This window comes from Fodinisporobacter ferrooxydans (genome assembly GCF_022818495.1).
GTDB lineage: Bacteria > Bacillota > Bacilli > Tumebacillales > MYW30-H2 > Fodinisporobacter > Fodinisporobacter ferrooxydans.
On record NZ_CP089291.1, the window covers coordinates 865,192 to 879,980 of the forward strand.

Sequence of the window (14,789 nt, forward strand, 5' to 3'; positions counted from 1 at the left end):
TAAATTTTTGCAACCTCACTGGCCGATTGCAACCATATTTCCGATTGTTTTGTACACAAACGGGAATACTCCCCGCAAGTCATCCAGGCTGATGTATGTACTATCGCCATTCACCAACAATGGATGTTGGAGGTTCTTTGTCAATCCTTCAAATGTGTATGTCGTATTCGTCAACAATCGTTGGTTTGCACCTGTTCCACAGGCAATCGTCCGGGATTGTCCGTCCCACCCCACTTGCCAGCCGAATGCTTCCAATGTGAAACGCAACGGTACATACGTATATCCGCCGTGTTTCCATACAGGCGGCGCCTGCACGCTCACACCATTTAAAGTCGCGTAGACATCTGCGCTTACGATGTGGGATGCAGATGTAGAGTCTCCCTTGGCTGCAACAGCGGATGAAGCGGATGGATTCACCGCATGGGACGGTGACGCAAGGGCCGAATCCAATGGGTATTGCAATATTTGTTGACGCTGCGGGTCCAGCAATTGTACAGCTTCGTTGTACTGAAGATCCGGGTACTCGATCCGGATGTCCGGCCGAATCCCTGTATGGTTGGGATTAAAACCGTCAGGAAGATAATATTTGCCGATGGTCAATTTCAGAACACCGCCAGTCTCCATCGGAATCCCGATTTGCATCGTGCCTTTTCCGAACGTTCGGGTCCCGATCAATGTGGCTCGATGCAATGCCTGCAAACTTCCCGATAATGCTTCAGACGCACTTGCACTATTCTGATCGACCAAAATCACAATGGGCTGTGTCAAGGCACTGCCCGATCCATCAGCCGCAAACGTCTGGGATGTCCCATCCGATTCAGCCGTTTTGAGCAGTACACCGGATTTGACAAACTGGTCTTCGATTTTCACCGCTTGCTGCAGCACACCGCCGGGATTGCCGCGCAAATCGATGATAAACCCTTTTGCACCCTGATCTTCCAGACGTTTCAGCGCCTGTATGAATTCGCTGGCTGCCGTCTCGCTAAAATCAGCCAACTGAATATAGCCCAAATGCTCAGGAGTCAATTTGGAAACCACAGTCGGCAATTGAATTTGGGAACGTGTAACGGTAAACGTCAACGGCCGATCCTGCGCGCCCCGTTGCACGGATACGCTTACTTTCGTGCCCGCTTTTCCAAGCAGCAAATTGCGCACCTCGTCCAAAGACTTTTCTTGTATATCCTGTCCATTAATGGCGACAAACAGATCCCCCGCCTTGATGCCCGCCTGTTCTGCCGGACCATTGGCAATCGTCTTTGACACTGCTACATGATCGCCATCCAGCTTGATTTCCACGCCAATCCCGACAAACGTCTGATTGAGCGAATCGATGAATTGCTGATATTCCTGATCGGTAAAATATTCAGAAAATGGATCGCCCGTCGCCTGCAACATTCCGTCAATCGCACCCTGTGTCAACGTATCTGCTTTTACAGGATCCATATGATATTGATGAATATATTGAAAAATCTCCAATATGCGTTGTTCGTCTTGTGACAATTGATTGAGATTCAAATCACTGGCAACCGCAGTCCCGCCGCTTGTCTGACCCGTCCCAGCGGCATAGGCCATAGGAACCCCAAAACCTCCGGCAATCATACCCGACAAGCCAAGCGACAGCCCTGTAACGAGAGCCGATCTCTGCAAACGTTTGAATCGTAACGTTTTTTTCAATGATTTTCCTCCCATCTTCTCTACAAACACTGCTTTCTATCTTTCCTTGACGACTCGTTTCTACGGACTTTTATGTTTTCGGATTGTTGCTTTGTCCGTCTTTTTTCGGATTGTTGCTTTGTCCGTCTTCTGTGTTGCTTACACATTCCATATTCAAACCGCAAATTCCTGCCAATTTCATGCAAATCTGATTTCTTTACTTCTGTTACCGAGTGCATGTGCAATCATGCCTCGCTTTTTGTTGCTTTTTTATTTTGGGAACTATCTAATAAACCGGGATGATTTGCATAAAAACAAGTAGAATCGACATGCAGAATCGAAAACGTATGGGTCAACCATGTTATAAAAAATCGAGATAATTTGTATAAAAAACAAGGGCTCCGTCAAGCGTTTTGACGAAACCCCGTTTATAAAAAGGTCTGATCATATGATCATCTTTAGATCAGATCCTTCTGGAATATATGCTTTCCCATTCTCTGCAAACTGCCTGCCGCCACCCCCGCAAGCAAAGGAAGAATCGCCCAGAAAATCGCTGCCGGCGCCATTCGAACCGGCTGATCGGACAATAAAGACAAACTCATTAAAATGGAGTCAAAAGATACATGAGCAAATATCACCGTTTCCAGATCCCACTTCAACATGCACCAGCCAATCAGCGTGCCGAAAATGGTCAATTCGACAAACCGCGTGTACACCGGATACACGGGATATAAACTATGTCCAAGCGCCCAAATCATCGCGGGTATCAATAATGCCAGCCAGGTTTTTTTGAACAGTTTTTTCAGCAGTCCGTAACCAAACAGCCGAAACGTAATCTCTTCATTGATTCCGGCAAACCAGGCGGCCGCCGGTATGAGTGCAGGCACTACATTATTCCACGGGGATGACCCCATATCGTTTTGCTCCCAGACATGAAAATACGTTTGGCCAATCCAATAAAACAGCGTCTGCAGCCCCAGCCAAATAATCGCAATCCCATATCCGCGAAATGCGGCATTGCGAACCCTGATCGGCCAATCGGGATGCCGCCAGGAAAGCCAACGCTCCTCTCCCATTACATCTTTCGCAAGCGCTCCGCCGGCAACCGTGATAAAATACAGCATTCCGACTTCCAATATTGCAGTCATTTCGACAAAAAAGCCAATCCAGCCGTCACTCATCCAATTTCCTCTTGCTGCAATTGCAGCAAAACCCATTTGACTTTGCAATTGCGGCAGTGTATTGACATTTATCAAAAGATCCAGGACAAAAGCCAATACAAGTAAAGGAAACCCTCTTCCATATCGGACTCCCTGGCGCCTTTTCCGATACAAAACAAGCAACGCACCGACAAACAGCAAAAATTGGCCGATCATAAACACCCATGTCATGATTTTGCTTCTCTTCGATTGCAAAGCAAACCAGGAGCGATCGGCCTTGGGCACGGCAAAAGATGTGGCAAATCCGTTTGGCTGATTTGTACCTGCAAACACTTGCACATGCACCTGCATGGGCGCCTGGCCGATTTTCGCCTGCTTGTCTGCAAATGTAAAGTGCAGTCCGTCACTTTCACGAGACTTCCCGATATACACAATGTCAACGTTTTGACGCGGTTGCTGTTGCTGTAGTTGTTTCAATTGTTCGACCGCATATGCTTTTGCGCTGTCAATCATTTGCCCTGTATCCATGTACGGACTGGCAATGGAAGAATGCATGCCAAATCCAATGACTGTGCCATCAAACGGGTTGATGCGAGTAAAGTACTGTTTTGTATCATGCGGGCGGTAATATGTCACTTCCCAATACTGCAACGGATGTATGTGGGAAAACTGCTTCTCATAGGATTTTTCCAAATGATGCAGCGATATATAGCCATCTACCGCCGTATCATCTTGTAAAATTGCCGTACGCTGAAAACTTCCCGGATTCACTTGCCGCTTTGACCAGAATGTGCTGGCAATCGATTCCGCCTGCCGCTTGCCAACCTTCACCTGACCTTTCGTTGAAGACAGATCGTTATAGTTAAACGCGATAAATAAAAACAGGCCTGCCAAAACCGCGAGCACCCAATACATGCTCGTTCGAAACGTACCCTGTTGCTGTCGGGTCATTCTGCAACTCCTTCCATACCAGTCAATCATTCAAAACCAATCGATTTACACGTTTTTCATTCCATTCCAATCACACAATTCCCATTCCAATCACACGTTTTCCATTATATCACTTTGTATGCGCAGTCTGATATGGAATCATACGGCCAAAAAGAAAACCCGCTTTCACTCAATTGTGAAAAACGGGTTTTGGATTTGAATATTCCGCAGATATTTTACAACTTGCTTGGCAATAACCGCAACTGCTGCATCAGCTTTGTCGCAATGACTGCCGTTTCCGCACGAAGCAGATTTCCATTTGGATTAAAGTAATAGGTTGGTTTCTGCTTTCCTACAACCGGATTCGGGTTGCCCGTGATAATGCCTTTTTTATAAACGGCAAGTATGGCAGGCGCAGCATATGCATTAATGGAACCTGCGTCCGTAAAGGCTTTTTGCAAAGCTGCCACAGAAGCCGTCGGATCGATGGACATCGGATAATTGGCTGCCCGGGCAATCATGACAGCAGCATCTTGTCTTTGAATCGGTCCATTGGGGTCGAATGCCCCATTTCCGATTCCGTGTATAATGCCGGCACGAGCGGCTGTTTCAATGTATTTGTATTCCCACATCTGTCCTGCCGGTTGATACTCCGAATACCCCACGTCTGAAAACGTGTTGTTTTGATCATAATTGAGCGGCAGTCCCAATGCTTTTACCAATACTTCCGCAAATTCACCGCGAGTAATCGGATCGAATGCTCCAAAAGATGTAGATGTCTCCGGATTCATAATTCCTTTGGCGATCATTGTCTCCACATAGGGTTTTGCCCACAGGTTGTTAATATCTGTAATGCCGGCAACGTCCTGCAATTGACTGTTCACCAGCGCCACCACATAATAGCCAAATCCCTTGAAAGGCGCCGTGATGGTATGTGATCCGGTATTCACAATACCGCCAATCTTATCCCATTTGCCGGTATTATGATCCAGGTACAAAATCGTCAAATCGGTCGTTGCCATATTCCGAATATTCGGATCGTACTTCAAAGTGATGCTCCCCTGATTCGTCGGTTCCAACCAGTGTGTCGTATCGCCGATCCGCGAGTTATAGTTGTCGACCGTCAAATTCGGGTTATTGGTTGATGCGATAATGTCAAACGGATTTAAAACACCGGATGGATCCAATCCGCCATCCGGAATAAACGATGGTGTAGTAATCCCGGACGTTGAATTTTGGATCGAGCTTTGCAGCGCATAATCCCCGGCATCCACCCAAATCAGATCACTTGCGTAATTCTCGCCAAGATCCAATGGAATGTTTGACACGCCATTGGAAAATGTAGTCGTCTGTACCGGCTGAAATGGAATGATTGTCCCATCATTCAGCACAATTTGACTGATATCCCCATTTTTGCGATCTGCAATTCCTGCGAAAATCTGTTGGTTGTCCAGCAGCGGCTGGTATCCTTGCGCCAATCCAAAACCGCCTGTTTGCGGCTGGAATACCGTATTTCTCGGAAACTGCAGCTGGAATTCGCCGTTAAATGCAGACCACTTGCCTGAAGTCGTCAATAGCCCTTTATAACGTGCGCCCGGTACATTTTGGGCGACGTAATTGACAGAAATCGTTCCCTTGGTCGTATTCGATCCGCGGGTGATTTGAATGGGAATAGCATTTACGCCAATTTTTAAATTGGGAACTTCCGCTCCATATTCGGTGGTGCCAAACGTAGTATCCGTATTATAGGGAACTGCGTTGACCTTGCCGATCACCACACTGTCTGCTGTGGACGTCTGAATGACAACATCAAAAAAGTTTGAATTCGTGGTATACACTTGATTTGTTTGGAAATCAAGCGGGTAAATCACTGTAAACGGATCTTTTACCTGCACGACGAGAATGTTTAACGTGTCGGTATTCCCGCTTGTCGGATCGTTAATCGTGATTGTAAAGGATGTAGTCCCGGCTACAAGCACATAATTGGGGATCGTAAATGTACCGGCATTTGTATCGACTGTATATTGGGAAGCATTTAAAGCGGTCCCACCGACAGAGATGGAAACGTGACTTGGGTCATTGACTCCAAAGAACTTGCCTGTAACCGTTACTTTACTGCCGCTTGTCGTATAGGAAAACCCGCTTGTATTCGTTACGGTCGTCGTATTTCCGTTTTGGTCATACGCAGTTACTTGTATATATTTGTTCACGTTCGGATCGCCGGGAGCCCCGAAACCGATTTGACTCGGCATGTTTAAATACAGTGTATATTTCAACTGCACGGGAATATTCCCATTGGAATTGGCTGTGACCAAAAACTCGTTGGTGCCCGGTTGCAAACCGAGGGAAGGAATCGTAAAGGATCCGTTAAAGTTCCCGCTGGAATCGGTTGATTCATTGACCGCAACAGGTGCGCCATTGATAGTAACTTTCAAATTTGCATCTTTTACATCCTGGAAATTGATCAACTGTCCGGAAATGTTTTGCAAAGGTGCATTTGTGAACCCTTGTTGATCGGTCAATCCTGAAATTTGAATATAGGGTACTACCTGGCTCGTGACCGTCAAAGGCGCCCCCAAGGAATAGACCGGATTTGTTCCGTCATTATACCAAAAGCCAATTTGATAGGTACCGGATGGAAGTGTATTGAAACGGACGCCCAATGTTCCATCGCTCATAATATCCAATTTATAATCCTGGTCCATGGTCAGCGTTGTCCAGGTGCCGTTCTGATTGATCTTCACGATCAGGTTCTTGATATCGGCGCTTTGAAGTGTTCCGCCATTCAATGTGCCAATCTGGGCATTCAAGTAAAATGGCAGTTGCACCATCGATACGGTGTTATTGGCAATATCCGTGGTCGTTCCGCTGGAATCCTGAGCGGTGCCGCTTGCAGTCGCCGTATTTGCAAGATCTCCTGTCACACCTGTCAGCTGCTTGAGGGACTGCATGTAAAATGCATTGGGATCCAACACGGAAAACGGCAGCGTCTGATAAGCCACATTGTTCACGAAAAACTTCACTTGATAGCTTCCGCTTCCAAGCGTCAATTGTCCGCCGCTTGTATCGGTTCCCGTAAAGGAGCTTGCACTGATCGTGTAATTGGTGTATTGTCCATTGTCGCTGGCATTCGAATAGCTGAAAGCGGCTGAAGCGACAGGTGTTGAACTGCTGTCATAGACCTGCGCTGTCACCGTCGGAAAATTCGCCGAATTGTTTGTCAAATTAAATGTTTGATCATCCAACAATACGTTGCCGTTGATGGATGTAATCGCATTTGTCGTAAGGGAAGGATTGGCTTCCAGACTCTGTGCGCCCGCACTGCCCGATTGAGTTGCTGTAACGTTATAAAATGTCGGTTGGTTCGGATAATAGACAATTTGCCGTTCCGCACTTACCGCTTGCGTCTGATTGGAAGCCACGATTTTAAAATCATATTGACCGGTCGTATTGTTGAAATTGATTCCAGAGATAATAAATTGATTATTCGATGTCGCAGTTCCGGAATATTGAACCGGCTGCGCATTGCCAAAGGTCTGATAGGCTTGTACGGTTGTCGCATTTGGTGCTGTAACGGTAATCGCAAAATACGGCGATGTCACAACGGTCGGCGTACTTGAACTCAATTCTTGTGAATTGATCGCCACACTGCTGATTACCGGACTATTGATATTATAGACATACCCAATACTGGATACCACAGTATTCGTGTCTGTGCGAGTTCCATAAAACGTGATCTCGTTTAAACCGGAAAACAATTGTACATTTTGAAACGTCGCCACTTGCGTCCCAGGAGTAATCGAAGGGTTGGTCCCTTTGATGGGAGTCGCATTCTGCGGCGCCGGAACCTGATTGACCGTATAATAAATCGAACTTGGATTGATGTTGCCGGAAAACGTTGCAGTGACAGTCCATGTCGATTGATTCACCTGCAATACGTTTGACGCACTTGGCGTACCGATGTCGCTGGCATTGGTGATCGTACTAAAAATAAAATATTGATTGTTTGAAGTCGTAGCTGCCTCGACAAGTCCTGCAGGAATCAGACTGATCAGCATCAACACGGCCATAACAACCGAAATAATCCTGCTTTTTACTGCTAGCACTATTTTACCTCCTTCTGATTTTCCTAGTAGACTCTTTCCTTAACATATTTCGACAAAAAATTTACTAGCTCCTTCCTTCAATTACTTTTTATTCTTAAAAAATTACATGGAATATTTTGGAATCCATAAAAAACAAAAATGACCACATTTCTGTGATCATTCGCTTGCTATGGATGATTTGATTTAATGAATATCAGTGCTGTTTTTGCAATAAACAACAAACAACTCTATACTAGCAAAGCCTCATTAAAAGCTGTATTTAACATTTGAATGATTTTCTATGATTTTAATTACTTTTGAAATCCGTCAATCATCTGCATAGCTGCATGTTGGATGGTTTGCAGCGTCTCTGTCGCTTTCCCGAAAGAATCCTGCATTGTGCCAAAATACACCTTTAACTTCGGTTCTGTGCCGGAGGGGCGAATACAAAACCAAGAGTCTCCCTGCAAATATACTTTGACGACATTTTCTTTGGGAAGACCATATAAACCTTGTTTGTAATCTTCGACCCACTCCACTTGAAAACCGGCAATCGACGATGGCATTTCACTCCTTGCACGCTGCATGATTTGCTCGATCTGCCGGATTCCTTCGATCCCTTTCAACGTCAGCGACTGCAGACCTTCCAGGAAATAGCCGTACTGCCGATAGAGATCCTGCAACGCCTGATGCAATGTTTTTCCTAGCTGCTTATAATAGGCAACCATCTCACAGACCAGCATGGAAGCAACAACTGCGTCTTTATCCCGAGCGTACGTTCCTGCCAAATACCCGTAGCTTTCTTCATAGCCAAAAAGAAACCGGTGTTCCCCTGTTTGTTCGAATTGGCCGATTTTTTCTCCTATATATTTGAATCCGGTTAATGTGTTAATCACATCCACCCCAAAAGATTTTGCGATCACTGCACCAAATTCACTTGTGACAATTGTTTTGATGACAACACCGTTATGTGGAAGCACTCCCTTTTCCTTCTGCGCAGATACTATGTAATGGCAAAGAAGTGCGCCTGTCTGGTTCCCATTCAGCACGTCATATTTGCCATTTTCATCACGTATAACGACACCGACACGGTCACAATCCGGATCGGTACCGATGATGACATCGATTGTCCCCGTTTTATCCGCTTGCGCAATGGCCAACGTGAATGCTTGATGTTCTTCAGGATTGGGAGAAGTTACGGTCGAAAACTCGCTGTCCGGCAGTTCTTGCTCCGGCACCACATAGACATGCTGAAATCCTGCTTCCCGCAAAACCCGGCGCACAGGCAAATTCCCCGATCCGTGGAGCGGTGTATAAAGGACAGCTACTTGGTCCCCCATTGCCTGGACAACTTCCTGACGCTGCAGCATGTTCGTCACAGCACGGGAATACGCCGCATCCACTTCTTCGCCAATAATTGCAAACAGCCTTTCTGCAATCGCTTCCTCTTTGGAGATTGTCTTTACATTTGAAAATTCATCGACACGGGAGATTGATTCTTTGAGCCTTGATGCCAATTCCGGCACTGCCTGGCAGCCATCCGGACCATACACTTTAAAACCGTTGTACTCCGGGGGATTATGGCTGGCAGTAATGACAACGCCTGCAGATGTTTGCAAAAATCGGACAGCAAAGGACAATTCCGGTGTCGGACGCAAGGAATCGAATACATACGCTTTGATCCCATTGGCCGCAAACACCAGTGCAGCCTCTTCGGCGAATGTTTGGGAATTGCGCCTGGAATCATAGGCAAAAACAACGCTTAGCGCCTGCGTATCGGAGGATGCTTGCAATAGATGATTCGCGATCCCTTGCGCCGTTTTGCGAATCGTATACACATTCATCCGATTCGAGCCCGCACCCATGACTCCTCGCAAACCACCCGTGCCAAAATCAAGATCCTTATAAAACCGATCTTCGATTTCTTTCGGATTGTTCGCAATCGCTTCAAGCTCCGCATGTGTTTGCGCATCAACTACAGGATTGTGCAGCCAGGATTGATAACGTTCTTGAGCAGTTTGTGTTGTCGTCGGCAAAGTATGTACATCCTTTCTGACTTATGTTCACGGCAAAATTTCTTGACTTGCAGGAACAGAATCTCCAGAAGAAATCATGTCCAAGTCTAAGTATATGTAAGTATTTGTTACTCTTAGCATACCATGTACACAAATTTTTGAAAGGGTGGGAAAATGTCGAATCGTGGATAAAAATGTTATTTATTGGGGCAGACTGAATCGTGTTCTATTGTTCACTGGCAATTTGCAATTCTTCTTCGAGATTTACAATCCGAATTTCTTGTTTTTCTGTCCGGATTTCCATTTTCCGAAAAAGATAGGATACATCTTTTTCAAACATGCCAAGACGATTTTCAAAATTGCCAAATTTTCGATTTAACTGTTCCAAATTCTCTTCTGTACTATCTAATCTTCTCTCCATACGATCCATTTTCTGATCCATGGCATCCATTCGCTGCTCCATCCGATCCATCCGTTTCTCCATACGATCGATCTTCTGTTCCATGCTATCCATTCGCTTCTCCATGCGATCGATCTTCTGTTCCATGGCATCCTGTCTTTTGCTGATGCCATCCAATTTGTGGTTTGTTGCACCCACAATAGCGATTACATCACCAATCATTTTTTCAAAACGGTTAAAATGCTCTTTTATCATAGCATCGTCCAAACCAATCACTCCTTTCATCAACTGAAATTTGGGAAAGTTGATTTATAGTGTCTTTGCTTGATTATATCACGAAATTTTCGTATTAATTATTAAAAAATCTTTATATTTTAATTTAAATCCCCATCAATTATATGCTGCCCCAAGAGTTGATTTCCAAAATGTCTTTATAAATTTCTTCGTATTCCTTGACGACCCGATCCAGCGAAAAACGCTGGAGAGCGTGCTGGCGTCCTGCTTCCGCCAGTTTTTTTCGATATGCCGGGTCGTCGATGAGCGTCTGGATCGCATCGCTTAAAGCGAATGCATCATCGACAGGTACGAGCAGGCCTGTCTTGCCGTGCACGATCTGTTCGGCAATGCCGCCGACTTGTGTACCAACACAGGCAAGACCTGCCAGACATGCTTCCGCAAATACGGAACCGAATGCCTCGGCCCGCGAAGGCAATGCGAAAATGTCAAAAAACGACATCAATTCATGCGGATGCAGCATGTATCCGTAGAAAATGATTTCATCCTGCACATTCAATTCCTGACAGAGCTGATTGAGATCCGGCCGCGCCCTGCCGTCTCCGATGATGTGCAGCACGAAAGGTTTTCCGCGCCGCTTTAATTCCGCACATGCCCGGATCAAGACATCGATCCCCTTTGCCGGTACAAGCCTGGACAATGACACGATTTGCGGAACGGCATTGGATTTATTGTCACTTGGGCGAAATAATGTCTGATCAAATCCATTGTAGATCACCTGAATACGATCCGGCTTGGCGACATATTGTCCGAGATAGCGTTTAAAAGACTGGGACACAGTCGTGATTACTTCTACTTTCTCTTCCACTTCCCGGTACACCTTGGTCAAAAATTGATACTCCAATCCGGTGCGCGTAATCCGATCATTCAACATCAATTCGGTCTCAAAAGACGAATGAATGGTCAAAATGACCGGAATATACGGGAACACATGCTTCATCGCAATGGCGACAAGTGGATGATGGCAGTGAATCAGACTGTATCGTTCGTGAATCCGCAACCGCGTCCACCATACGTAGTCTTTAATCGTTTGCAAATATCTCTCAATAATGGGTGATTCCTGATACGGCGCCGGATCAAACGTTTCAAAGGGAACTTCTTCTTTCCCTTTTCTCCGCAAACGCTTCGGCAAGTAAAATAACTCCATCTTCCAATTGTCTTCTTGCATACGATGCATGATATTCGGAATCATGCTGGATACTCCGCCCGGCTCATCCGGCGGGAAAAAAAGTGCTTGTAAAATCGCCATGGTGATCTCCTTATTAGTGCGTTGAACATCCTCTATTTCAAAAACTCATACTTTTCTATTTCAACGATTCCATAATAATGAACCGTACAAATCCTTCAGATCCGGGAATACATTTTGCTCTTATAATATTTCGTATCGTTTGCCAAATTCCTGCCGCTCGCATCTCATTTTGACGTAAAGGTTTTATTGTAGTGCTTATCGAATTGTATTCTTCTATAAATACGCAAAATACACAAATCTTTAAAAAGCCAATTCACTGTTAAATACTACTTTTGTTATACTATTAATAACCAAAGTCGCGGAGGCGTTCCGTCGTGATCGATCATGATCGGTTGTTCAAAGAGCTGATTCAGACGTTTTTTGAAGAATTTATTCTGCTATTTTTTCCTCAGGCGTTCGAAGAAATTGACTTTCAACATCTAACCTTTTTATCAGAAGAAGTGTTCACGGATATAACAGCAGGAGAAAAGCGACGAGTCGATCTACTTGTAGAAACGAAACTCAAAGGAGAAGAGGGACTCGTCATTGTGCATATCGAGCCCCAATCCTATGTACAGCCTGCTTTTCCTGAGCGTATGTTTATCTATTTTAGTCGATTGTATGAGAAGTATCGTCGCAGGATCTTGCCGATTGCCGTTTTCAGTTATGAAACAACAAGAGATGAGCCGAGTGAATTTAACTTAGGATTTTCATTTTTGGATGTACTGCGTTTTCAATTTTTTACAGTGGAGTTGCAAAAACAAAACTGGCGAGAATATGTAAAACAAGACAACCCCATCGCAGCAGCCTTATTAAGCAAGATGGGATACACAAAAGAAGAACGGGTGCAAGTAAAAAAGGAATTTTTACGGATGGTCATCCGTATGCAATTGGATCCTGCCCGACAGAAGCTCATTGCCGGCTTTTTTGATACGTATCTCGCATGGACAGAGCTGGAAGAACAAGAGCTGCAAAAAGAACTCAAAAAATTAGACTCTGCAGAGGAGGCACGCGTAATGGAGTTAAAAACTTTTTGGGAAAAGCAAGCAGAAATGAAGGGAAGAATGGAAGGGATCTTGGAAGGAAAACAACTGGGAATCCTTGAAGGAAAACAAAAAGGAAAACAAGAAGGAAAACAGGAAGGAAGACAAGAAGGAAAGCTGGAAGCAAAATGGGAAATCGCGATCAATCTCCTGTCGATGGGAATTGATCCGGAAGTGGTCATGAAATCTACCGGTTTATCAAAGGATGAAATTGAAAAATTGCGTTCCAAGCTTCATTAATCAGTGCATTGACGAATATAATTCATCGCAGATGGTAAAACATGTTAAAACTCTCCCGTCATGTTCAATCAAATGGGAGAGTTTCGTTATTTCGAAAGCTCATACTCATACTTTTCCACTTCAAAGAACACATAATGAACCGTACTCCTACAAATCCTTAAGATCCATTATTCGATTCAAAATACGGGTACAGTTATTGATATTTGAATGTTTTCTTCCTTCCATGAACCGCCGTTACAAAGAGGAGTGTGTTAGAACGTGGCATTTATCAAAAAAGCAGCAACATGTGCGGTTATCCTGTCGCTGGCATGTTCTCAGGCGGCCGCTTTTGCTGATACATCAACAGCATCAACAGCATCAACAGCATCAACAGCATCAACAGCATCAACAGCATCAACTGCAGCAGTGGAGGCAGCTTCCATTTTTACACCAACTCAAAAGGAACAAGTCCATCCATTGCTCGTCGCACTTGGCGATTCGATCCCCTACGGATTCAATCTCGGAAACAACCAAGCGCCTTCCCCATTGGCATATCCGTATCTGATCGGCCAGAGGGAGCATGCCTCCGTCGAGGATCTTGCCGTTCCCGGCTCTACCTCAACCGATCTATTACATGCATTAACAAGTGATACATACAAACAAGCATTGGCGCATGCATCTATAGTGACAGTCGATATCGGCAGCAATGATCTCTTGTCGCTGGCTGAACATTTCGGCTTGCTGAAAACACCGGATGCACAAATAACGCCAGACCAACTGCAGCAATTCAAAGGAGCTATTCAGCAGTTCGGAAAAAACCTGCCGATCATCCTGCAACTGGTTCACAAACAGGCTCCGAATGCGCAAATTCTTCTATACAATTTGTACGACCCATTTGACGCTTCTGCCGCAGCACTGCATGCATTGGCTGAACAAATGGAAGGGACAGAAAACCAAATCATCGCAGGTGTTGCAACATCCATGCAGTTGCCGGTTATAGATGCGTACAAAGCGTTTGACGGAAAGCAATTGGGATATGTACGCCCGAATGATGTGCATCCGACTGCAGAGGGGCAGCAGGTATTGGCGAGTCTCACCATTAATTTTTTGGAGAATCCGGCCAGACTTGTCGCTCGCGCCAGGTTTGCTGCGATGGTCATCCGCGCACTGGGAATCCAGCCAGACACGGCAGGAACATTGCCGTTTACCGATGTAAAAACAGGCGACTGGTTTGCGGGAAGTGTAAATGCTGCCGTAAAAGCAGGTATTGTAAGCGGCTATCCGGACGGGACTTTCCGGCCCAATCAAGAGATGACAAGGGAAGAAATGCTGCAAATGATCATCAATGCAATGAAGGCAAACGGCCGCTATCACGCCACCCTGTCACAACAAGAAATCGCTTCGATCCTGTCACCCTATACGGATGCCAATCAAGTACAGCCATGGGCGAAAGAAGCGGAAGCAATCGCCGTTCAAGCAGGCATCACAGTCGGCACAGGCCCGCATACACTTGCACCCGCAGCGGATGCCGACCGTGGACAGGCTGTTTCGTTTCTGCATCGGATGATGCAGAAGTTGGGGGTGATCCGGAAGTGATCATGCAGTCTACCGGTTTGTCAAAGGGTGAAATTGAAAAATTGCGTTCCATGCTGCATTCATCATTGCATTGACGAATGAAATCTATCGTATATGTAAACATACGTTAAATGCCTCCCGTCTTATCGATACGGATGGGAGGTTTTCACTTGCTGCTTATCCTGTC

At 45.4% G+C, this 14,789-nt stretch carries 8 protein-coding genes; 2 read left to right on the forward strand and 6 right to left on the reverse strand.

What is annotated here, in order from left to right; translation table 11 throughout:
• Positions 1-15 precede the first annotated feature (15 nt).
• The 6 genes from LSG31_RS04140 to LSG31_RS04165 form a co-directional block, all read right to left on the reverse strand.
• The gene (locus LSG31_RS04140; RefSeq protein WP_347438145.1) at positions 16-1,674 is read right to left on the reverse strand and encodes a S41 family peptidase; all 1,659 of its coding nucleotides are present in this window, start codon (positions 1,672-1,674) and stop codon (positions 16-18) included.
• A gap of 437 nt (positions 1,675-2,111) precedes the next feature.
• Positions 2,112-3,764, reverse strand: a complete 1,653-nt coding sequence (locus LSG31_RS04145) for a CPBP family intramembrane glutamic endopeptidase (protein ID WP_347438146.1) — start codon at positions 3,762-3,764, stop codon at positions 2,112-2,114.
• 215 nt (positions 3,765-3,979) lie between these two features.
• Complete coding sequence (locus LSG31_RS04150) at positions 3,980-7,849, reverse strand: S-layer homology domain-containing protein (protein ID WP_347438147.1); 3,870 nt, start codon at positions 7,847-7,849, stop codon at positions 3,980-3,982.
• Between the two features lie 290 nt (positions 7,850-8,139).
• A complete protein-coding gene (locus tag LSG31_RS04155) occupies positions 8,140-9,864 on the reverse strand; it encodes a phospho-sugar mutase (RefSeq protein WP_347438148.1) in 1,725 nt (574 codons plus the stop codon).
• A gap of 205 nt (positions 9,865-10,069) precedes the next feature.
• Positions 10,070-10,510, reverse strand: a complete 441-nt coding sequence (locus tag LSG31_RS04160; protein ID WP_347438149.1) for a hypothetical protein — start codon at positions 10,508-10,510, stop codon at positions 10,070-10,072.
• Between the two features lie 127 nt (positions 10,511-10,637).
• Positions 10,638-11,786 (reverse strand): glycosyltransferase family 4 protein, encoded by a 1,149-nt coding sequence (locus tag LSG31_RS04165; RefSeq protein ID WP_347438150.1) that lies wholly within the window; start codon positions 11,784-11,786, stop codon positions 10,638-10,640.
• 314 nt (positions 11,787-12,100) lie between these two features.
• Between LSG31_RS04165 and LSG31_RS04170 the strand changes: the two genes are divergently transcribed.
• A complete protein-coding gene (locus LSG31_RS04170) occupies positions 12,101-13,048 on the forward strand; it encodes an Rpn family recombination-promoting nuclease/putative transposase (protein ID WP_347438151.1) in 948 nt (315 codons plus the stop codon).
• Between the two features lie 258 nt (positions 13,049-13,306).
• Positions 13,307-14,623, forward strand: coding sequence for an S-layer homology domain-containing protein (locus tag LSG31_RS04175; RefSeq protein ID WP_347438152.1), 1,317 nt, complete (start codon positions 13,307-13,309; stop codon positions 14,621-14,623).
• The last annotated feature ends 166 nt before the right edge of the window (positions 14,624-14,789 follow it).

Excerpts from the sequence above, each read along its gene's own strand:
- LSG31_RS04145 (WP_347438146.1), bottom strand. The coding sequence starts at position 3,764 with ATGACCCGACAGCAACAGGGTACGTTTCGAACGAGCATGTATTGGGTG.
- LSG31_RS04165 (WP_347438150.1), bottom strand. The coding sequence starts at position 11,786 with ATGGCGATTTTACAAGCACTTTTTTTCCCGCCGGATGAGCCGGGCGGA.